Origin of the sequence: Paenibacillus gyeongsangnamensis (assembly GCF_027533625.1) — a bacterium.
Classification (GTDB): domain Bacteria; phylum Bacillota; class Bacilli; order Paenibacillales; family NBRC-103111; genus Paenibacillus_G; species Paenibacillus_G gyeongsangnamensis.
This window is the reverse complement of sequence record NZ_JAQAGZ010000009.1, coordinates 81,310-102,926: the sequence shown is the minus strand read 5'-3', so window position 1 is coordinate 102,926 and position 21,617 is coordinate 81,310. Positions and strand designations below refer to the sequence as shown.

The window sequence follows — 21,617 nt, the reverse complement described above, 5'->3', positions numbered from 1 at the left end:
AAGACAGTTTAAAGATCTTATGAATGCGAGCATTTTCGTTCTTTATTACCAGTGAATAATGTCGAATCAGGATAAACTTTTACTGAAAATTCTATTGGTTCTAGGTAGAGAGTCCCTTCTTCCCTATTAAACCTGATATCCGCAAGATTATGGACCAGGATAACCGGCTACGCCGTCCTTGTCTTACAAGGTACAGCGCGTTTATCAAGGTTGATGCGAAGCTATGAGCTGCAAAAATTTATAAAATCTTATCAACTAAAAAAAACGCCAGTACCGCGGTTATTAACCCGGGTCTGGCGCTGGTTTTTATTATACAGGTAAGATCGTTTTATTCTTGGTCCATGACTCCCGTTGTCTCTTGCGAAGCCATTTGTTTTTGCGCTGCGGCTGCTTGGTTGCGTTCGTGATTGAATTCGTTAACTTCGCTGAATCTCTTATTATCTTCTTGCAGCTTTTCTTCTTTCATTTCGGCTTCCGATTCCGGCATATATATCCCCTCTCGGCAAAAACTACGAATTTTCTCCTGACCAATGTTACATTTCGGTTAATCAGGTCGGCTTGGTTCTTTTTCAAGAGCTGGTCGTAGTATTCCATAAGATAGGGATGATTATGCGCACGTCCCTTCGTATCTATCATTTCGCCAATATGGAGGCTAATATGAATAAGCGGTCCAGCCGGCATCGGCTGTAACGATTGCTTCCCTCCAGTTACATCCAAACCTTCAGCCCTTCCGACCGAACCGTCCATGAACCGTCCTTCGGAAAGCCGGGCGCAGGATCATCCGGTCCGCCCTGCCAGCCTGCGGCCATTAAAGCTACCGCAATGAGCAGACCTCCGTTCCCGGGCAAGTAAGCCATAAGCCGTCCGTTCTGATAGTTATGTCCGTTCGGCAGGTAGGTGTTCTTCTGCACATCCATCAGCAGCAAATCAACGGCCGCCGCTCCGTCCCCGAGCCTGGCCGCGGTCATCGCCGCCATGGGGAAATCCCATCCCCAAGCGGAGTCCCAACGCCAGCACTCCCTTACCTTCGCAAGGGTGCGCCGCATCGCTTCAGGGTCGACGAGTTTACCCGGAAGCATCCCCAAGGCACCCAGCATGGAGGGATGATCGTGATTTTTGACCGTAAAGGTATCCGGAGCGTTCTCATGCGCAAGATAAACCCCGTTCGCCACCGGGAGCGGCGACAAGCTCCCGATCACTTCACTCCACTTGGGATTCTCTGGCCTTCCCAGCCTGGCCGCCCATCTTCTTGCGGTTTCCAGGCTGTGCCGCCAATACTCCAGCTCGTAGGTCGGATTCCAGGTAGTAATCCCTTTATGATTTTCTTGCGCGGGAATGACGGGCGGACCGAGTACGTAACGCTTCCGCTCCTCATCCCATGCCGCGAAAGAGGCCATAAAATCGGCGGATTCCCACACAATATCGGCAAATCCACGGAGCGTCTCTTCGGTCGGCTCCGACAAGTACAGCAGCTCCGCCAGCTCAATCGGATGCGGCTGCTGCCAGATCAGCAGCGGAGCCACGGATGACGGGCTCTGATCTCCTGCCGGTCCGACCATTTTGGGCCAGCGGGCTCCTTCGTAGCCCTGAGAACGTGCAAGCGTCTGTGCGACGGGAAGAATTTGACGATACCAGCCCATGCTCCGCTTCAGTAAGGATGTACGCCCCCACAAGGGAAAATGATAGGCATGCCAATAGTGCATTTCCAAATGCGGCTTGCCGAACCAGCTGTTGTACAAGAGACCCGTTTCCTGCGGCGGAAGGGAACCGGCGCTGTGGATCGCGAGCAGAAACTGGGATAGTACGATGCGCCGCTCCAATTCCGCGGCCCGGGGATCCCGGCTCTCCGACAGCTCCACGGCTGCGCCGCTCCTCCAGAATTGCTCCCAATGCCGTTCGCTCTCGCCGAACGTCTCCTGCGCCGAAACGGCCGCCGGTTCTTCGCCGGGAGGTGTGAACCGGGCGACGAAGGCGAAATGCCTCGAAGGGCCGCCGCACTCCAGCAGCAGCTCATGCATCCCCGTCCGCTTCAATGCTCCTTGAGTCCAATGCAGGTGTACCTCATAGCCGTCCTCGTCCATGGAGCGTTTCACGATAGCACGATTGGCTGCAGTGACTGCCGCTTGCGTATGATGGCTGTCGGCTCCTCCCCAATTCAATCCCGTTGTCCGGTCCCAGCTTCGTGAAGTAACCCCGGGGGCGGGAAAACGGATGGAAATATCCAGTCTTCCATCCGGGATGAGCGCGCTCTCCACGTCGACTGCCAATTGATCCAATGAGGGATGGCAAGCGGTTCGGACCGTGACGGGCACCCCTGCCGCTTCAAAACGACTGGTCAGGACGCCGGTCCATAGGTCAAGCACCTGCTCGGCGCCGGTCATCTCCTGCGAGGAAAGAAGCTCTCCTTCGGCGGACCGTAGCACGAAGCCGATTTGGCCGAGCTGCAGACGATGCGGGTTTTGACGCAGCCAATGGTAGGGCTCCTCCCGGTCTTCCGCCTGAAGAGGATAGCCTTCCGCGCCTATTTCCGGGCGTCCGTACTGCATACGCACATCCCGGAGCGACCATAGGCTGCGCCCGCCGCTGCTGTGCCACCCCCATTGGGACTGAGTTCCCAGAGGGGCTTCATACTCGTCAGGAAACGTTTGCAGTCCCGTAAAATCGGCGGTAAACGCAAACTCCCCGTTGCCTACCGATAGCGGAGACAAGGGCAGGATGCCCCGTGTCACCGGATTATGCCTTGTCACGAGTGCCTTGCGATCGATCGCCAAGGTGAATTCCTCCCAAGCTGTAGTTTATGAAGCTATTGTTTTTTCGCGTCCGCCAGCTTCTTGCCCGCATCTTCCTCCGTGGCGCGGAACACGGTATTGTAATCCCCCGAGAGGATAATGGGATTTGCGGCCTTGGTATAAGGCGAAAGCAGCAAGCTGTCATATCGGGATTTGGCCGGGATAGGCGCAAACTTGTTATAAAAGGCGCTCTTCAAATTTTTATCCTTGAAAGCACTCTCTTGCCCGTAAACCTTCTTGATCGCATCGCTCTTCGCTACCGGCATGACCCCTTTTTTACTGAGGCTTTCCTGAATGGAGTCGGAAATCAGATACTGAATCACCTTCATCGCCTGATCCTTCTGCTTGGACATGGAAGTGACCGAGAAGTAAGTCGGATAAGCCTGAGAGCCTACGTTCGGAAGTCCTTCAAAGGTCGGCAGCGACACGACATCCCAATTCATGCTTTTGAAGTCGTCGGGAAACACGAAGATGATGGACGACAGCCAGACGAACATCGCCAGATCCTTATCCTTCAGGAATTCGTTCCGGTAAGGGAGCCCGTCCTTATGGGCCTTCATATACTCTTTATATCCAGGAGCTTTGGCCGGGCCGACGAAGACGGTGTTGAAATATTCCTTCCACTTCTCGTCGCTGAAGATCGTCGGTGTTCCTTTGGCCGGAGCTGGTTCATCAGCAGCATATGGGTTGGCGAAGAGGACACTCCCACATACTGTTTATCCTCGAAGCGGGTAAGTTTTTCCCCGAGCTTATTCGCCTCCGTCCAGGTCATCCCGTCCTTCGGATAAGGCACGCCGAATTTATCAAACAGATCTTTATTGTAATACAGCACCATGTTGTTGTTGAATACGGGGATTCCATAGATTTTATCCGGACTGATCTGCTTCACGGAATCGGCCACCGTAGGCTCCATGCGCGAGAAATCCACGTTGTATTTTTTCATCAGCTCGGTCATGTCGAATTCCAGGCCGTTGTCCAGAATGGATGAAGCAAAGCCTCCGATGGAATCCCAATAAATATCGATCGTTTCGCCGGAGGTGAGCAGCTCCTTGATGCCGATGTTCGACTGCTTCTGGATATACCTGACATTGTAGTTCGGGAACTTCTCTTTAATCGCGTTGCCGAAGCGTTCGTTCCAGCTCTCCACGGAGTCGCCGCTGCCGGAATATACGACCAGGTTGGCCGGCTCGGAATCGGAATGGTTCGCAGCCGCCCCGTCTCCCTTATTCGTGGAAGCGCCGCCCGAGCAAGCGGCACTCGCCAGAGATAAGCTCAGTACAACAACCAAACACGTTCCGCCCTTTACATATGGCATCGAAACTCCCCCTAATCTTTTGAACCAGGATAAACGGCTACGCCGTCCTTGTCTTACAAGGACCAGCGCGTTTACCAAGGTCGATGCGAAGCTATAAGCTACGAAAACTTATAAATTCTTATCAACCCAGGATAAACGGCTACGCCGTCCTTGTCTTACAAGGACCAGCGCGTTTACCAAGGTTGATTCGAAGCTATAAGCTACGAAAACTTATAAATTCTTATCAACTAAGAATGTTCCAAGAGCCTTACAGGACCGATCAGGCCGGAAGGAAGGGCGGCTCCATCCATCCGGTTCGCCAAGCTGTTCGTAACGGCAACGGACAGTTCATTCGCTCCCTGCTTAACCAGATGGTCAATTCTAACGGTGTAAGGGTGCCACATCGCGACGCCCGCCGCTTGACCGTTAATCCGGACCTCGGCGATTTCATGCACGTCGCCCAGATCAAGCGTGAGGGGACGACCCGCTTCCACGGTCTCAAGCTCAAACCGGCAGGAATAAACCGCCGTTCCCGATACGCCCTTCAGCTCCGGATAGGCTATCCAAGAGCCGAGGCCCTCCGGGATTATCGGAAAGCCGGAGGCGGCGATATCCCAGCCGTCCGTAAGCATGAGTGCTTGAACCGGTGACGACTCGCTGCGCGCGGGAACCAGGATCGGTTCCGCCTTCGGATCCACATGCAGAATGACGGATTGTCTGCGTTCCAAGATAATCCGAACGTATGTCCCTTCGCCCTTTGGATAAACCTCAGCCTGCCGAATATCCCCTTCCCATGCATCCCACTGCTCGACGGATCCGGAAACCGCTGTAAGGACCCCGCCCTCGTAACGCGCTTCCCCTTCATTCACGAGAACATAAAAATGATGACCGTCTTTCACGACATGGCTTACCCGGATCTCCTTGCACGGCGGTTCCAGCAGGACATCGCGCTCCAAATAACGGTCCAATGCGTTCAGCATCGGATTACCGGCGTCCGCTCCGGCTCCGAATGCTTCCGGGTAACTCTCTTCCTCCTGCAGGCCGATCACGATGCCGCCATGCTCGCGAAAACGACTCAAGGCCTGAAGCGTCGCTTCTTCCAGCTCCTCCTCGTCCTCCACCAGGAGAACCGAATAGCGCTGATCCGCAATGCGAACCGTACTATTCTCCAGTTCGGCTGCGGACACAAGCAGGCTTTCCTCCAAATAATTAAATTCCATTTGATGCTCGTACAGCGGTTTAACGATTCGCCAAGGCAGCCGGTCCTCCTTACAAACGACAGCCACCGGTGTTACGTTCCGGCTGTCCGTCATGAGCCAGCTCATTCTTTTCATATAATCGGCAAAAGCCCGGTAGTGCGGCCACCAGATATTGTTCGGACCGACGTCCGGCGGCCGCTCTCCGGCTCTGCGGGGTCCGTCGATCGAATAGTAAAAGGCGTGGGGGCACAGCATATTGACTCCCCTGACCGCAAGCCAGTCCATGTACCACTTCATGTCGCCCGCACTGAGTGCCCAGCCGCCGCCCGGACTGCACACGCCTAGAAACTCGTTCAGATTCCTCCGTCTTCCCCGGTGCCTGGCGGCGTCGGAAGAGCATTTGGCGGCCGTGCTGTGCTTTCCCTCCAACGCTTTGCCGTCTTCGGGCGCTACCCAGCGCCACACCACATCCTGGCCCGGAATTTGAAAATGCTCGAGCAAGCCGATATCGTCGCTGCCGGCCGGGTGTCCCGTCAAAACGATCCCATGGCTTGCGCACCATTCGCTCAGAGGGCGGTAATAGGCGGCCATCAACCGCTTTTGCACCGCCTTGCGGTATTTCATGCGTACGCCCGAAGCGTCCTCGCCTTCGAGCCACAGGAGAGGCAGGTCCTTCTCTTCATTTCCCTCGCGGATAAAGCACGTTAAAAAATCGTTCGTCCAAGGCTTCAGCCCCTTCAAATGCCTTCGTCCGAGAATATCCGGCTCATCGGTAAACATAGCCCGGATCGTGGTTCCGAAATAGCGGCCGAGCCGCTGGGCATACCGCTCGTGCGTGATGCGGATAAATTTGCGGACGGCTTCCGGATTGAGCAGATCGGCGGAAGCTGGGGCGTGGGGCTCCCCGTCGTCTTCTCCGAAATGGATGCCCCGGATCGTTCCGCGGGAATACGTTTCGATAAACAAGAGGATTGTCCACTTCTCCGCACCGGGAGGCTGAAACGTAACGATTCCGTCCTGCGGACTCAAAATAACGCTCGACGATGGCTCCGCTAGACGGTCGGTGTCCTTTCTTACCGCTTGCGCGGAGATAAACGTATCCCCCGGACTTAACACGGAATCGAGAGCAATCGGCTCGTCGCAGTCGAATTTCGCCAGCTTCAGGCCCCGGCTGGCATATTCCGGATTGCCGTCCATCACAAGCCCTTTAGCCGATCCGGACGGATACATATCTTCGTCGTATAAGATGACGGTCATTCCCCTGTCCGCCGCTTCCTGTACGGCCGCTTCAACTAAAGCCATATAGTCGTCGGACAAATAGACCAGCCTCTCGGGGATGCCGATTCGGGGATGAATAACGAAGCCCATGACCCCCTTGGCTTCAAAATCGGCGATTTGCCGGATGAGCTCCTCTATCGTCAACTCATCGTTCCAGAACCAAAACGGGACCGGCGTAAACTCGTTCGCCGGATGGATGAACTGCTGTTTCAAGCTTGATTCATGCATGGATGCAAGCCTCGCTTCTTCTTTGGTCAATGCAGGTCCTATTATTTCTTAGCCGCCGCCTCGATCGCTTTATCCGCCTCTTCCGCGGCTTGCCGCAAAGCGGTGTTGATATCCGTCCTGCCGGCTGCCAGATCCGCGAGCCGTGCGGTGATGGCGTTCTCCGCGATTTTGTCATTCTCCGTTTTGGGCGAGATAGGCGCGAATTTATTAAAGTATACCTCCGCTAAATTTTTGTTCTTGTTCGGGCTGTCTTGTCCGAAAGCCTTCCGGATCTCGGGGTTCGTCAGAACGGTCAGTCCGCCCCGCTTGGACAAGGCCATTTGGTACTCGTCGGAAACCAAATATCGAAGGACCTGAAAAGCTTCATCCTTATGCTTCGCGAACGCCGGGATGGCCCAATACACGGGATACTGCTGCCCGCCGATCCCCGAATTCTCCTTGGGCGTAGGATAAGCCGCCAAATCCCAATCAAAGGGACGGGAGTCGGACTGACGACCTGCCAATCCGAGAAGACGCCGAAGATCGCGAGCTCCTGGCTTTTCAGCCATTCGCCGGAATAGGGAAGCTTGCCCCCCAGGTCGGCCATCTTGGACTGATACTGCGGGTCTGCGGCGGGAGCAAGAATGGGCTGTAGAATTTGCTTCCATTTCTCGTTGCCGAAGGTTGACTTGCCCGTCCCGGGATCGACGAAAGGAACGGAATAAGGATTCATTCTCATGCTATGGCTTGGAGAGATGGCAAGTCCTACGTACTTTTTGCCTCCATCCGTCCGGTTGAATTTACTTGCCACGTCGAACAATTCCTCCCAGGACATCCCGTCCTTCAGGTAAGGAACGCCGAACTTATCGAAGATGGCTTTATTGTAGTAAAGCGACATGCTGTTCGTCGTCACCGGAAGTCCCCAGATTTGGCCTTTCCCATTGTCGCGTAAAGCATCGATTAGGGTAGGCTCGAACCGGGTTAAGTCCACGTTGTTTTTCTTGATCAGATCGGTTAAGTCGAATTGCGCCTTATTCCGGGATAACGTTGAGAAGAAGGTTCCGATCGACTCGTAATAGAGGTCGACATTGGTTCCGGTTAAGATCAGGTTCTCGAACTTGCTCCCGTCCCCGTCCCGAGGGTTGATGTATTTGATTTTAAGTCCCGGAAATTTCTTCTCGATAGGTTCCCTGAAGTTTTTGTCGAATTCGTCCTTATCCGTTCCTCCCGCCGAGTAGACGGTCAGCTCTACTTGCTGCTGTGCGGCGGATGAGCTTGGCGCTTGATCCGTACCTCCTTTGGAGGAAACGCCGTCCGGGTGATCGGAAGAATGGGCCGAACAGCCCGCCACGCTGAAAGCCGTTACCAGACAAGCAAGTAACCAATGAAAACGATCCCCCCGCATGCGAAACCCCTCCTCTATTCGTTGCTCATGTCCGTAAAGCCTTGGCTGCGGTTAGGTCCATTATAGCGGCACGCGCCTACCCTGTCTTTGTTCCAGGCGGCGTTATTTATCCTTTTGTCCAATCATCTTGAAGCGTATCCCGTAGTTGTTTATCATGAGGTTAGGGCAGCGCTTCCATTGTCAGCCGAAAGGATGTGACGCAAGATGAAAATCCCGGTTTACCGGTTCCAGACGGATTATGTGACACGCTATTCCAACATCAATCCCCTGCTGCTTTTTGCGCAAAAATACGAGTTCGGCGCGGTCGAAGCCACACCGCTCAGAAGATGCTACGCGAACGAGATCGTGTTAATCGAATCCGGGAAAGGCACCCTCCGGCTGCGGAACGAAGATATTCGGCTGGAGCCCGGGACACTCGTTTATATTCCGGCCGGCAGCATCCACCGCTGGACGGCGGACTCCGCCGATCCGATGGTTCACCGCTGCGTTTATTTTGACTGGAGCTTCGTCGGCAGGCCCGGCTTTCACTTTCAGAGGAACTATTTCACGGGGGCCGAATCGGCGTTCCGCGAAGAATTGATCGGGGCCCTTCCCGATCTGAAGCTGAGAGACCGCGCTAAGGTGAACAATATCCCGCTCTGGGTATCCTACTTCAACGCCTTCACGCCGCCCCCCGAGCTGCTCGACCGTCAAAATCCGTGGGATTCCTTAAAATATAACGGAGCGTTTCAAACGTTTCTCCATCACTATTTAGCTTTTGCGATGCTCCATGGCGGTACGGACTCCCGGATTACAAAGCTGCTCCAAAGGATCAGCTCCGAGCCGCTCGAAGCGTGCGAACGCCATTTGTACGAATGGGCCGCTGAGCTCGGCATGGGACGCAGCCGCTTCCACGACTTGTTCAAGGCCGATACGGGCTTCACGCCCAAAGAATACTTGCAGCAGCTGAGGCTGCATCACGCCGCCGAAGACTTAAGCTGCACCCTGCTCACCGTAACGGACATCGCGCAAAAATACGGCTATTCCTCCATCCATTACTTCTCCAAAGCGTTCCGCAATGTTATGGGGATGACGCCAACCATGTATCGGGCAAAGCATCGCTAAGCGCTTCGCTCCGCAGAATGCATTGCTGTCCCGGCAACAACCGCAAACGATAGAAGCCTTTGCCGGCGGGCGACAGACGGCCTTCCCCTTCCGGCACGGCTGTCAGGACCCGGTCCGCCCACTCGGGCAGCCCGATCCGGATATCCGTCTCTCTGTCCGCCGACAGCACGGCCTCGATCGTACCGGCGTTTCGATCCCAAGTCATCGATACGCTGCCGGTGCAAAATCTCAAGCCCCGGACATTCCCCCGGACCCACTTCGACGGCAGGGCAGGCAGCAATTTCACGAGGTCTCGCGAGCCGTAGAGCAGCATTTCCTGTACGGCGTGGACGAACCCCATGTTAGCGTCCATTTGGATGGGAGCATCCGTTCGATTCATCGAGATTCCCATGTTCCGCCAATCGTTGTGCAGCGTGACGAAATTGTTCAATAGACAAGAACGAGATAACAAGTCCAGCGACTCCAAAGCTTGATCCCCCATGCCGAGCCGGGCATAAACGGAAGCCATGTGAGCCAGCGACCAGCCGCTCTGCGCGCCGATCACCCGTTTGCGAACAGCGATTTCGAACGCCTCGAACAGCTCCGGCTCCTCTTCCTTCGTAAATTCCTGCCCAGGGAAGATCGGGTACAGGTGCGAGATGTGACGGTGCTCATACCGGTCCTCGAAGGCGGGATGAATCCATTCCCGGACGGCCCCGTCCGAATTCACGGCGTAGGAGGGGATGCGCTCCAGTATGCTCCTCCATTTCTTCGTCTCGACCGTATAACGCCCGGCGGCTTCGCTCCCTTCAATCAGATGGGTGAGCAGCTCCTTCAGGATCGCGATATCCATGGTCGCATTGATCGTCGTCGGCATGGGATGAGCCAACGGTTCATTATTGGGAGGCATGAAATTGAGCGGCGTATTCTCCGGCGATACCGAGGGGTACAGCTTGTAGCGTCCGTCGTCCCCCAGCACCGCGAAATCCTCGTAGAACTGCGCCGCTTCCCGCATGAAGGGGAGCGCCGTTTCCAGCAAGAAATCCGTATCTCCGGTGTACACATAATACTCGTAATAGTGTCTCGCCAGCCATCCGGCCGCGCCGGTCCAGTTCATGATGACCGGCACAATCTGATTGGGGAGCCCGATCCCCGGCGTGGAGCCGGCCGGGATGTAGATGCCTCTGCAGCCGTACAGCTTCATCGCGCACTCACGGAAATCGTCCATCATGCTGCCGTAATAGTTGAATAAGGCCGGCATCAATTCCGTCAGCCCACCGGCCGCCGCATGCCAGTACATCATCTGGACATTTTCATTGGCCATGTTGTGGCACCACACCAGCCGGTAGTCCCCGGCCCACAGCCCGTACATGCCGAACGGCATGGCGTTCGGAGCCGTGCCAGAAATAAACAAATACCGGCCGAAGGACCACATTTTCTCCACCAGTGCGGTCGGTGCTTCCCCTTCATAAGCCTCCAGCAGCAATTCTTCGTTCGACCGGTCCCGGCGGTCCCCTCCCAGATCCAAAGTTACGGAGGAGAACAGTCTTCCGTGCAGCTCGGCATGCATTGCGAGATGACTTTCATAGGACGGATCCAAAAGGGCGAGCTCTTCCTTCAGCCGGTACCAGTCCTTGCTCCGGTCTCCCTTGACGAATACCTTGACCAGCGCCAACCCTTTCGTGCAGCCTTCAAACCGGAGACTCCCATCTTGAGACGTGCTGATTTCGGGGCTTCCGCCCAGCGGGATCCAACGCAGGACCGCCCCATAATCCGTACCGTCGTCGTTTGCCGCAGCAAAATAGGAATACCCGTCCGCAGCACAGCATTCCGCCGTTTCCTCAAGCTCCTTGAGCTTCTCGGCTTTATTCGCCTGCTCGCTTCTCCGGAAGGCCAGACCAATCCGTCCGTTCAAGAAGGCTCCGGCCGCCTTGATCTCGTAGATAATGCAATCGTGCGCACGGGAAACAAACAAATTTCGTTCGTACCTCGCGTCTCCGGCCTGCCATTTCACGGTTACTTCGCCGGTTTCCATGTCGACGCTTCTCCGGTATTGCCGAAAAGCGTGTTCGCCCGGCATCGAGAGCCTGATCTCAGCCAGAGGCAGCTTGGCGGCCAATCGCGTATGGTAGCCCGTTTCCTTCAGCGTGCGGGTCAAATGCCAGCTGGCTTCGAGGTACTTGCCCTCGGACATGAGCCTGCGGGTTTCCGGCAAGGTGCGGCTTACGTCCGGCAGCGTATCCTTGACTCCTCCATGCCATAAATCAGCGTGATTGATGATAATCGTTTCGTCCCTCACGGCACCGAGAACCGATGCTCCGATCGTCCCGTTTCCGGAAGGCAACCCTTCCCTCCACATGCCCCCCCGACCAGGAGGCGGGATATTTTAAAATCAGCTTATTTCTTGTGTCCGTTTCCGTCATATGCCGTCGTCCTCCTATTGCTCGTCGATGTCCCTGAAGCTCATTATAGCCCGCTCGGGCCGACTCGTCGTTGCAGAAAGCGCGGTTCATTTGTCCTATTCTCCAACAATTTGATAAGGAGCGTACATTGACATCACCATGGTTAAATCATTTTAGAACCGGCTAAACGGCAATAAGCGTCCCCGGGACGCTTCAAGGCATAGGGACGCTTGTTTTTCTTCTAAAACACATCGTTTAATAATTTATCTTAGACAGAAATCGTTAGAAAATGGAAATTAAGCATCAGATTGAATAAAAATGCAAACGAGTCAGGCATAAAGCTGGTAGCCTGACCCGTTCATTTTATGTGAGGTTGAAACAGATGGGGCTTCTTTGAAATCGTCCTACCGCATCAGCCAGCAGGTCTTCTTCTTACTGAATACAATGCCTTCTTCCCTCGGAGAGCTTCCTAATGTTAATTCTGGTTAAGCAACGCGGTGTCGATAACGAAGCGATAACGTACGTCCGCTTGTTTGACACGCGACCAAGCATGTTGTACTTCTTTAGCGTTTGCACCGATCAACTCGATCATGGGAGCAATACCGTGCTCAGCACAGAAATCGAGCATTTCCTGAGTCTCCCAGATTTCGCCTACGAGCGATCCGGCAAGGCTTCGCCGGCCCATAATAAGCGAAAATACGTGATAGGAGTCCGGTTTGGATGGTGCACCAACGTTAACAAGCGTTCCATCTACACGCAGAAGCGACAGGTATGCGTTCACGTCAAGATTTGCTGAAACCGTATTTAAAATGAGATCGAACGTGCCAGACAGCTTGGTAAAAGTATCTTCGTCACGGGTTGCGTAATAATGATCGGCGCAAAAACGGTAAGCTTCTTCTTGCTTGCTTAAGGATTGGCTAAGTACGGTAACTTCCGCACCCATCGCGTGAGCGATTTGCACCGCGAGGTGTCCTAGCCCGCCCATGCCGACAACGGCGACTTTCTTGCCCGGACCGGCATTCCAATGTTTTAGCGGAGAATAAGTGGTAATGCCGGCGCACAGCAACGGAGCAGCGACATCCATAGAAAGGTTGTCCGGAATGCGGACTACGAAGCCCTCGGTTACGACAATGTTCTGGCTGTATCCGCCATAAGTGGGATTCCCGTCATAGTCCAACGAGTTGTATGTTTGAACGACTCCTTTTTTGCAATATTGCTCCTCGCCTGCCAAACAATACTCGCATTCTCCGTAAGAATCGACGAAGCAGCCTACTCCCACACGATCTCCCACCGAGAACTTCGTCACGCCGGAGCCTACAGCAGCTACGAGTCCGACTTCTCCTTTATCTAATAGATTCGGTTAAATGATAGCCGATAACCTCATCGGAGTTCTTCCTTCAAACTTTTTTGGAAAGATATGAAGTATACAAACCCCACAAATACAGCACCGCCAATTACATTTCCTATAAAAGCAGGAACAATATTCCCTGCAAAAGCTCCCCATGAAAAATGACCCGCAAAAATGGCTGCCGGAATTACAAACATATTTGCTACAACGTGCTGAAAGCCAATGGCGACAAATGCCATAACCGGAAACCACATTCCAACCATTTTCCCAATGATATCGTCCGCCCCATAAGCAATCCAAATCGCAAGGCAAACAAGCCAGTTACAACCAATGGCAGAAATTAAGGTTTGTCCAAAATTGTCCTGTAATTTTGCCTGAGCTATAGCCACGGTTTTAGCTAAATAGGGCCCTGTTTCTGTCAATCCGACCACATGTCCGAAAAAATAAGCAACGAAAAGAGCACCGGCAAAGTTAGTCAAAGTTATCCAAAACCAATTATTCAGTAACTGTTTCAAAGAAATTTTCCGCGCATAAAGTGCTAAAGACATTGACATCAAGTTCCCTGTAATGAGTTCTCCTCCTGCCAGAATAACTAGGATAAGCCCCAAAGGAAAAACGCTGCCTCCCAGCAAATTGGATAAGCTGCCCCATTGTTGCGGCAAACTGCCAGTAACCCGAATATCAAGTAAAAAACCTAACGCAATGAATGCTCCTCCCAAAAAACCAAGCATTAGCATGGTTGATAGAGATAACTTCGTCTTTTGGACTCCAGCTTCTATCGCAATACCGGCGATTTTTCTTGGTGTATGATACGCCATAACAATTCCTCCATTTTGTCAAATAAAAAAGCAGCATCAAGTTCCCTACGCAAGGTACGGGTTCTCGAATGCTGCTTAATATCCATGCACGCTTTCCTACAAGGATATCAATCATCATCACTATCACTAGAATAGAAAATATACAAAACTTGCATACTTTCCATTTTGCATATACATCTTTATATACAGGCATTGTCCATCATAACAAAAAAGGAAGATGCCAGCAATATTATTTTAAAAATGTATTATCAAATATTTAGAATACGTTTCGGAAACGTATACACATTTAGAGATTGATTACGGATAAAGCCTATTGTGGTAATTCCCAATTGTTCAGCCAGCTGTAACGCCAATTCTGTCGGAGCTGACTTTGACAATATCACTTCACAGCCTATTTTGGCAACTTTCAATAAAATTTCGGAGGATATGCGGCCACTAAAAACGATAATTTTATCTCCGATGGGAATGTCATTTTTTAAACAATAGCCATAAATTTTGTCCAAAGCATTATGTCGTCCTATGTCCATCCGACTTAAAACAATTCCATTGGCGTCACATAAGGCCGCATTGTGGACCCCGCCCGTATGATGAAAAGTATCCGCAGATTGCTGCATTTCATTCATTAATCGAAAACAATCATCGATGGATATTTTTACACGAATATCCTCCATCTTCTTGGCGGTCAATGCATCGTTTACAAAAACAAATCCTTGTCTGCTCATCCCGCAGCAGGAGGTAATATATCGTTTGCTTTGAAAATCACGGTAATAAGGATTGATTTTTGTTGTTGTCACATGGACAAACCCTTCTGTTTCCTGTATCCAGATTTTTTCAATATCTTCGTATTTCCTGATAATGCCTTCGGATGCCAAAAAACCTATAACCATATCTTCTATAAATTCCGGCGTACAAACCATAGTAGCAAATTCCTGCCCGTTAATTTTCACCGTGACCGGATATTCCGTTACAATGCTGTCCTCAACAGCTTCAGCGTGACCATGAACAAAACGAAGGATTTCCCTTTTCACCTCGATTGGTTTCATGATCATTAGGCCCTCTCTAATGCTATGTTTTTATCAAATACAAACACGGAAACTGCAATATCTTCTTCTACCTTCATATCCGTAAACAGGTGAACCAATTTGGCGCCGACGATTTCCTCTATCCCTTTCGGAACATTTGTCGAGTACACTTGCTGTATCATTTTAGTTCGGGCTATATGAACCATATCTGTACCATCCGGTCTACTTGCAATAAACTTTTCCGTAGGCGTCAAATTTCCATACAGCGTGGAAATAGCCATGTTCTCGACAAATACCGTATGAATGCGTTCCGGCCCTTTGCCAAACAAATCTTTGCGAAGCTTTCGAATAATATCATTAAAATCATGTACCATTTTTGACATGTTTATTCCTCCTCGTTAAACCGTTTGTTTTAAATGATTACGTTTGCCTAATTAGTTTTTTAATCATAAATCAACAATGCAAAAAAAAAAAGTGTGGATTCCGAAACTGGATATTCCAATAAATAGTTATATGTTGTTTATACTCTGGTTAAGCGCTATAATAATAAACGTTAAAGATGGAGTCATGATATATTATTGTTATGGTTCTATTATTTCATTCCCACGTAAATGGATTGGTATGTTAGCAAGGACTGCTAATGAACTATTCCACCATGAGCACGCACCGTTCCTGTCACCCAGGCGTGTATTGCTCATGGTGGTTTTTTTATTTGTCTAAAAGGAGGTAAACCATGAACGACAACATGGTTAGAATTACTATTGACGGCAAAGGGTATCAAGCTGATCCGGGTTTAACGATCTTGGAAATCATTAATCAAAATGAGCTCAAGCATCCGCAAATCTGTTACGTACCCGAAGTAGACCCCATACAAACGTGTGATACCTGTATTGTGGAGGTCGATGGAAAGCTTGTACGTTCTTGCTCCATGGTTGCAATGAACGGCATGAACATTGAATTGTCATCAAAGGGTGCAAAAGAGGCTCAAACTGAAGCGATGGATCGCTTATTAGAAAATCACCTGCTCTACTGTACGGTATGTGACAACAACAACGGAAACTGTAAGTTACATAACACAGCTGAGTTGATGGAGATTGAACACCAAAAATACCCCTATACACCAAAAGCAGACGTATCTGAAGTTGATATGTCCCACCCTTTCTATCGTTATGACCCTAACCAGTGTATCGCATGCGGTCAATGCGTTGAGGTTTGTCAAAACCTTCAGGTCAATGAAACGTTGTCCATTGACTGGGAAGCGGAGCGTCCTCGCGTTATATGGGATGATGGATCGGCTATTAACGATTCCTCCTGCGTTAGCTGCGGTCAATGCGTGACAGTCTGCCCTTGTAACGCCTTGATGGAAAAATCCATGCTGGGTGAAGCCGGCTTCATGAGCGGTATCGAAAAAGACTTGTTAAATCCGATGATTGGCCTGATTAAGGAAGTGGAGCCGGGTTACAGCGGCATCTTCGCAATCTCTGAAGTAGAAGCCGCAATGCGTGAGACTCGGACGAAAAAAACAAAAACCGTCTGCACATTCTGCGGTGTTGGCTGCACCTTCGAGGTTTGGACGAAGGGCCGCAAAATTCTGAAAGTTCAACCGAGCTCGGAAGCGCCTGTTAACGGAATTTCGACTTGCGTAAAAGGAAAGTTTGGCTGGGATTTCGTCAATAGCGAGCAGCGCTTGACGAAACCATTGATCCGTCAAGGAGATGAATTTGTAGAAGCGACATGGGAAGAAGCGTTGAGCCTAATGGCAAGCAAGTTCGGTGCCATTAAAGAAACGTATGGCGGGAAAGCGCTTGGATTCATCTCATCATCCAAGTTCACTAACGAAGAAAACTACTTGATGCAAAAAATAGCCCGTCAAATCTTTCAAACGCACAACGTTGACAACTGCTCGCGGTACTGCCAATCTCCGGCATCTTGGGGCCTGCAGCAGACCGGTGGAGTCGGCGGTGACTCCGGAACTATTAAAGACATCGCCTCAGCAGGACTAGTCATCCTCGTCGGGTGTGCTCCTGGTGATGGACATCCGGTACTGGCAACGCGCATCAAACGCGCGCATAAATTACATGGGCAAAAGCTCATTACCGTTGACCTTCGCAGGCATGAAATGGCAGACCGCGCCGATTTGTTCATTCGTCCGAAGCAAGGAACCGATTATGTTTGGTTATCGGCTGTTACCAAATACATGATCGATCAAAACTGGCACAATCCGAAATTCATTGAAGAGCATGTGAACTTCTATCCGGAATATTTGAAAGTGCTTCAGACCTACACTTTGGAATTCGCTGAGAAAGAAACCGGCATTCCAAAAGAAACGTTAATTAAAGTGGCAGAAATGATTCGCGATGCAGACGGAACTGCAATTTGCTGGGGTATGGGCGTAACACAAAACGTAGCAGGCTCGCATACATCCACTGCGATAGCCAATCTGCTCCTTGTTACAGGGAACTTTATGCGTCCTGGCGCGGGCGCGTATCCGCTTCGCGGGCATAATAACGTTCAAGGCGCCGCTGACATGGGCACCATGCCGGATATTTTCCCTGGATACCAGCCTGTTACTAACGATGCAATTCGCGCCAAATTTGAAGCGGCCTATGGGGTGCAACTTCCAGCCCAGCGCGGCCTTGATAATAACGCAATGTTAGAAGCGATAATGCGCGGTGAGATGAAAGGCATGTACATTGCCGGTGAAGAGATGGCATGGGTCGATATAGACTCCAACTACACCCAAGAGGTGCTCGCGAATGTTGAATTCCTTGTGGTTCAAGACGTATTCCTGAGCACAACCGCTCAATTTGCCGATATCATTTTGCCAGCTGTGCCATCGTTAGAAAAAGATGGGACGTTTACAAATACCGAACGTCGTGTGCAGCGGCTGTATCAAGTACTAGAACCGGTTGGTGACAGCAAACCCGACTGGTGGATTTTCAGTCAATTTGCGAAACATATGGGATTTGATTGGAATTATAGTCATCCACGTGAAATCTTCGCCGAGATGGCATCGCTCACGCCGTTCTTCTCACAATGTAATTACGACGTACTGGAAGGCTGGAACAGCTTCCACTGGGGCTCGCCAGACGGAAGCAACACGCCGCTTCTCCATACAAAGGGATTCAATTTCCCGGATAAAAAAGCGCGTTTGTCACTCTTAGAGTATATCCCGCCTGAGGAGTTCCCGGCGGAATTTGATCTGACGCTGGACAACGGCCGTTTGCTGGAACAGTTCCACGAAGGAAATCTGACAGCCAAATCCAAAGGCATTCAACTCAAGCTTCCTAATGTGTTTGTGGAAATATCGCCGGAGTTGGCTAAAGAGCGTAGAGTCAAGGACGGAACGCTGGTTCGTTTGGAATCGCCTTACGGTGCCGTTAAGCTCCGTGTTGTTGTTACTGACAGAATGAAAGGAAAAGACATTTATGTTCCTATGCATTCGAATACCCATGACAGTGCAGTGAATCTGTTAACCGGCGGGGCGCATGATGTCAAAACGGCTACCCCGGCCTACAAGCAAACCAAGGTTCGGATGCAAATCCTGGAATTAGATGGAGATATCCCGCTACCTCATAATAATCAACGAAATAAAAAGCGCCATCCGCAAAACGGGGTTGAAGTACACCGCAAATGGAACCGTCCCGGTTATGTAGCTCTAGTGGATCAAGAATAAGGAGGTCGGGAATCTTGGCTAAACCTATTGCGACAATTCGTAAGCAGATTCCAACGGAAAATGAAAGGAAGAAACAGTCGCTGGATCAGCTCTCAGCTGATCTGGCGGAAAACGACGCTGCTCTCAAAAAGACGATAGAAATTGTGCGGGAACTGCATGACAGCGGAATTCTGGAAGCCGTCCAATCCATGCTTAAAGCAAAAGAAAGCATCGCGAAAATCGTCCTCAACCAAGCGACACGCGAGCCGGTTACGAATTTGATCAATAATCTAATGGGGGCAGCCGGCCTTTTAACCAGCCTCGACACGGAGCTTACGAAGAAGCTTGCCGGCAGTGTGGTGCAAGGGATGGACGAAGGAAGCAAACACCTGCAAAGCAATAATAAAATAAGCATGTTTGATCTTTTAAAAGTATTAAATGATCCGGATATAAATCGCGCAATTGGATTTGGAATTTATTTCATGAAAGGGTTAGGCAAAGGATTAAAAGAAGAATGATTCGAAAATTAAAAGGAATGATCGTATGCTGACGAACGAAAAAGCTTTGGAAGCCCTTAGGCATGTAGAAGATCCTGAGCTCCATAGAAGCATTGTTGATTTAAATATGGTTAGAAATATCAAAATCGATGGTGCTCGTATTGGGCTGGAAGTTGTATTAACTATCCAAGGCTGCCCTTTGAAAGCTAAAATTGAGCAAGATATAGAAGAATCTCTTCGAAGCATCGGTGCTTCAGACATCTCCTTATCATTCAGTTCTATGACGAATGAAGAGCGCGCCGCCTTAACACAGTCGCTAAAAAAAGAGGCTACTACAAAAGCAGGAATGCCCAAAATGTTACGCCCGGATTCGGGTGTAACGTTTATCGCTGTAACTAGCGGAAAAGGAGGTGTCGGAAAATCGACTGTAACGATTAACCTCGCAGCCGCATTGGCGCGATTAGGAAAAAAAGTAGGCATACTGGATGCTGATATATACGGCTTCAGTATCCCTGCCATGATGCAAATCAGGCAGAAGCCGACAATGATTGACCAGACGGCTATCCCTCCCGTTAGTCACGGTATTAAAGTCATGTCAATGGGATTTTTTGCACCGGATAACAATGTAGTGATGTGGCGCGGGCCTATGCTCAACAAATGGATCCGGAATTTTCTCGTGAATACCCACTGGGGAGAATTAGATTACCTTCTTCTTGATTTACCTCCCGGCACGGGTGATGTCGCGATTGATGTAGCTGCCATGATTCCTCAAGCAAAAGAAATCATTGTGACCACTCCTCATAATGTAGCTTCTTTTGTCGCTTCAAGAGCAGGTGCCATGGCGATGCATACCAAACATGAAATTTTAGGCATAGTGGAAAATATGTCTTATTATGAAAACAAAGCTGGAGAGAAGAATTACCTTTTTGGAAGAGGCGGCGGTGAAACGCTTGCTTTGCAGCTGCAAACCGAGGTAATCGCCAAAATTCCTTTTGCACAGCCAGAGGAAAATACCGGTTCATCTGTTTATTGTGAAGATTCTCTCATTGGGGAGGTCTTTTCACTTCTTGCTGAAGAGCTTGTCAACAAAGATGGAGCAACAGGGACAAGACTCTCGCACCATGTACGGCAACACGCCAATTTGGAATAACAAGACAAACTATAGGGAGTGAGCAATGCAGGGACCGCAACCTTCGGCACGCTGCTTGATATGGATCCTGCCGAGTGGCAGCGCATCATTCAGGTCAATCTGATGGGTACTTATTATGTGACCCGTGCCGTTTTGCCCTCCATGATGGAACGCAAACAAGGGGATATTATGAATGTATCTTCGAGCGCCGGCGAGAGAGGATTCGCAACAGGGTCGGCCTACTGCGCCTCCAAGTTCGCCTTGATAGGATTAACGGAATCGTTGTTCCACGAGGTCCGCAAATCCAATATCCGGGTGACCGCTTTGGCTCCCAGCACGGTAAACACGGATTTGGCCGTCAAAACCGGATTGCCGGTTGGGCCCGAAGACCGGATGATGCAGCCGGAGGATGTTGCGGAATTGATTTTGGCAGGACTAAAGCTGCCTTCCCGTGTCGTTCTGAAAACGGCGGGAATCTTGACTACGAACCCTATGTAAACGTAACATGGCGACCTATTTTAGGTCACATTATCTAAAGGAGGTAATCACACTTGTCAAACTCAACGGTTACGGCCGAAATGTCGGGTAAAATGACCATTGGCGGGGATCTCACGGTTAATCGTCTCGGGTTCGGTGCTATGCAATTAACCGGTCCTGGTATCTGGGGTGATCCAAAGGACCCAGCTGAGGCTTTGCGTGTATTGCAACGAGCCGTCGAGCTCGGCGTTAATTTCATTGACACGGCAGACTCCTACGGACCTTTTGTCTCGGAACAGCTGATCAAAAAAGCACTGCACCCTTATGCGGATGATTTGATTATCGCGACCAAGGTGGGGGTTACTCGCTCCGGCCCGAATGATTGGAGACCTGTAGGCCGCCCTGAGTATCTTCGTCAACAGGTGGAACTGAGCCTTCGTCACCTCGGCTTAGAGCGTATTGATCTTTTGCAGTTGCACCGCATCGATCCGAAGGTACCGCTGGCCGAGCAGCTTGGAGAGCTGGCTTTACTGCAACAGGAAGGAAAGATTCGTCACATTGGTCTAAGCGAGGTTTCGGTCGACCAGTTGAAGTCAGCCGAAAAAATTGTGAAAATCGTATCCGTACAAAATTTGTATAACCTCATTAAACGTGACGCCGAGCCGGTACTACAGTATACGGAAGCAAACGGTATCGCCTTCATCCCCTGGTTTCCGCTCGCAACCGGTGAGCTGGCACGCGAAGGCAGTCCGCTTGATGAGATTGCGAAGCGTTTGAATGCCAAACCCTCGCAAATCGCGCTTGCTTGGCTTCTGAAGCGCTCGCCGGTCATGCTCCCAATTCCAGGTACATCGAAGGTGGCACATCTGGAAGAAAATATCGCGGGTGCAGGGATAACGCTCAGCGAGGAGGATTTCAAGACGCTTTCCAATTTGAAATAAGCACGAAAAGCCCGCCATCCGATTGGGTTGGCGGGCTTTTTTTAAGTGTTGTCCAGATCTGTCCATCAATCTT

15 protein-coding genes and 4 pseudogenes are annotated in these 21,617 nt (G+C 50.9%); 6 read left to right on the top strand and 13 right to left on the bottom strand.

Features of this window, described 5'->3' with window-relative positions:
* Nucleotides 1–328: 328 nt before the first annotated feature.
* From O9H85_RS15105 to O9H85_RS15075, 8 genes and pseudogenes are all read right to left on the bottom strand, one after another.
* Nucleotides 329–487 carry a hypothetical protein gene (locus O9H85_RS15105; protein ID WP_269882258.1) on the bottom strand — a complete coding sequence of 53 codons (159 nt, stop codon included), beginning with the start codon at nt 485–487 and terminating at the stop codon, nt 329–331.
* Between the two features lie 220 nt (nt 488–707).
* Nucleotides 708–2,771: a glycosyl hydrolase family 95 catalytic domain-containing protein gene (locus tag O9H85_RS15100; RefSeq protein ID WP_269882257.1), complete on the bottom strand. Its 2,064-nt coding sequence runs from the start codon at nt 2,769–2,771 to the stop codon at nt 708–710.
* A 32-nt stretch (nt 2,772–2,803) separates the two neighbouring features.
* A complete protein-coding gene (locus O9H85_RS15095) occupies nt 2,804–3,349 on the bottom strand; it encodes a type 2 periplasmic-binding domain-containing protein (protein WP_269882256.1) in 546 nt (181 codons plus the stop codon).
* On the bottom strand, nt 3,346–4,104 hold the full coding sequence (locus O9H85_RS15090) for an ABC transporter substrate-binding protein (protein WP_269882255.1): 759 nt from the start codon (nt 4,102–4,104) through the stop codon (nt 3,346–3,348). Before O9H85_RS15090 ends, O9H85_RS15095 begins: the two co-directional genes overlap by 4 nt.
* Nucleotides 4,105–4,331: 227 nt before the next feature.
* Nucleotides 4,332–6,788, bottom strand: coding sequence for a glycosylhydrolase-like jelly roll fold domain-containing protein (locus tag O9H85_RS15085; RefSeq protein WP_269882254.1), 2,457 nt, complete (start codon nt 6,786–6,788; stop codon nt 4,332–4,334).
* 41 nt (nt 6,789–6,829) lie between these two features.
* Complete coding sequence (locus tag O9H85_RS15080) at nt 6,830–7,108, bottom strand: hypothetical protein (protein WP_269882253.1); 279 nt, start codon at nt 7,106–7,108, stop codon at nt 6,830–6,832.
* A gap of 57 nt (nt 7,109–7,165) precedes the next feature.
* A pseudogene (locus O9H85_RS37760) lies at nt 7,166–7,336 on the bottom strand (hypothetical protein); the annotation flags it as partial.
* A 44-nt stretch (nt 7,337–7,380) separates the two neighbouring features.
* Nucleotides 7,381–8,172: pseudogene (locus O9H85_RS15075) on the bottom strand (ABC transporter substrate-binding protein); the annotation flags it as partial.
* Between the two features lie 204 nt (nt 8,173–8,376).
* On the opposite strand from O9H85_RS15075, the gene O9H85_RS15070 reads away from it, so the two are divergent.
* A complete protein-coding gene (locus O9H85_RS15070) occupies nt 8,377–9,276 on the top strand; it encodes a helix-turn-helix domain-containing protein (protein ID WP_269882251.1) in 900 nt (299 codons plus the stop codon).
* Here O9H85_RS15070 and O9H85_RS15065 read toward each other — a convergent pair.
* The 5 genes and pseudogenes from O9H85_RS15065 to O9H85_RS15045 form a co-directional block, all read right to left on the bottom strand.
* A complete protein-coding gene (locus tag O9H85_RS15065; RefSeq protein ID WP_269882250.1) occupies nt 9,233–11,599 on the bottom strand; it encodes a glycosyl hydrolase family 95 catalytic domain-containing protein in 2,367 nt (788 codons plus the stop codon). The genes O9H85_RS15070 and O9H85_RS15065 overlap by 44 nt on opposite strands.
* A gap of 533 nt (nt 11,600–12,132) precedes the next feature.
* A pseudogene (locus O9H85_RS15060) lies at nt 12,133–12,990 on the bottom strand (NAD(P)-dependent alcohol dehydrogenase); the annotation flags it as partial.
* Nucleotides 12,991–13,037: 47 nt separating this feature from the next.
* Nucleotides 13,038–13,823 (bottom strand): formate/nitrite transporter family protein, encoded by a 786-nt coding sequence (locus O9H85_RS15055; RefSeq protein ID WP_269882249.1) that lies wholly within the window; start codon nt 13,821–13,823, stop codon nt 13,038–13,040.
* Nucleotides 13,824–14,071: 248 nt separating this feature from the next.
* The gene (gene fdhD / locus O9H85_RS15050; protein ID WP_269882248.1) at nt 14,072–14,866 is read right to left on the bottom strand and encodes a formate dehydrogenase accessory sulfurtransferase FdhD; all 795 of its coding nucleotides are present in this window, start codon (nt 14,864–14,866) and stop codon (nt 14,072–14,074) included.
* A gap of 5 nt (nt 14,867–14,871) precedes the next feature.
* Nucleotides 14,872–15,228, bottom strand: coding sequence for a Na-translocating system protein MpsC family protein (locus O9H85_RS15045; protein ID WP_269882247.1), 357 nt, complete (start codon nt 15,226–15,228; stop codon nt 14,872–14,874).
* A gap of 350 nt (nt 15,229–15,578) precedes the next feature.
* Here O9H85_RS15045 and fdhF point away from each other — a divergent pair, with 350 nt between their 5' ends.
* The 5 genes and pseudogenes from fdhF (at nt 15,579) to O9H85_RS15020 (ending at nt 21,544) form a co-directional block, all read left to right on the top strand.
* Nucleotides 15,579–18,521, top strand: a complete 2,943-nt coding sequence (gene fdhF, locus O9H85_RS15040) for a formate dehydrogenase subunit alpha (protein ID WP_269882246.1) — start codon at nt 15,579–15,581, stop codon at nt 18,519–18,521.
* 14 nt (nt 18,522–18,535) lie between these two features.
* The gene (locus O9H85_RS15035) at nt 18,536–19,018 is read left to right on the top strand and encodes a helical membrane plugin domain-containing protein (RefSeq protein ID WP_269882245.1); all 483 of its coding nucleotides are present in this window, start codon (nt 18,536–18,538) and stop codon (nt 19,016–19,018) included.
* Nucleotides 19,019–19,043: 25 nt separating this feature from the next.
* Entirely contained in the window at nt 19,044–20,147 is a 1,104-nt protein-coding gene (locus O9H85_RS15030) for a P-loop NTPase (protein WP_269882244.1), read from the top strand.
* An 18-nt stretch (nt 20,148–20,165) separates the two neighbouring features.
* Nucleotides 20,166–20,624 (top strand): annotated as a pseudogene (locus O9H85_RS15025) (SDR family NAD(P)-dependent oxidoreductase); the annotation flags it as partial.
* A 53-nt stretch (nt 20,625–20,677) separates the two neighbouring features.
* Nucleotides 20,678–21,544: an aldo/keto reductase gene (locus O9H85_RS15020; RefSeq protein ID WP_269882243.1), complete on the top strand. Its 867-nt coding sequence runs from the start codon at nt 20,678–20,680 to the stop codon at nt 21,542–21,544.
* The last annotated feature ends 73 nt before the right edge of the window (nt 21,545–21,617 follow it).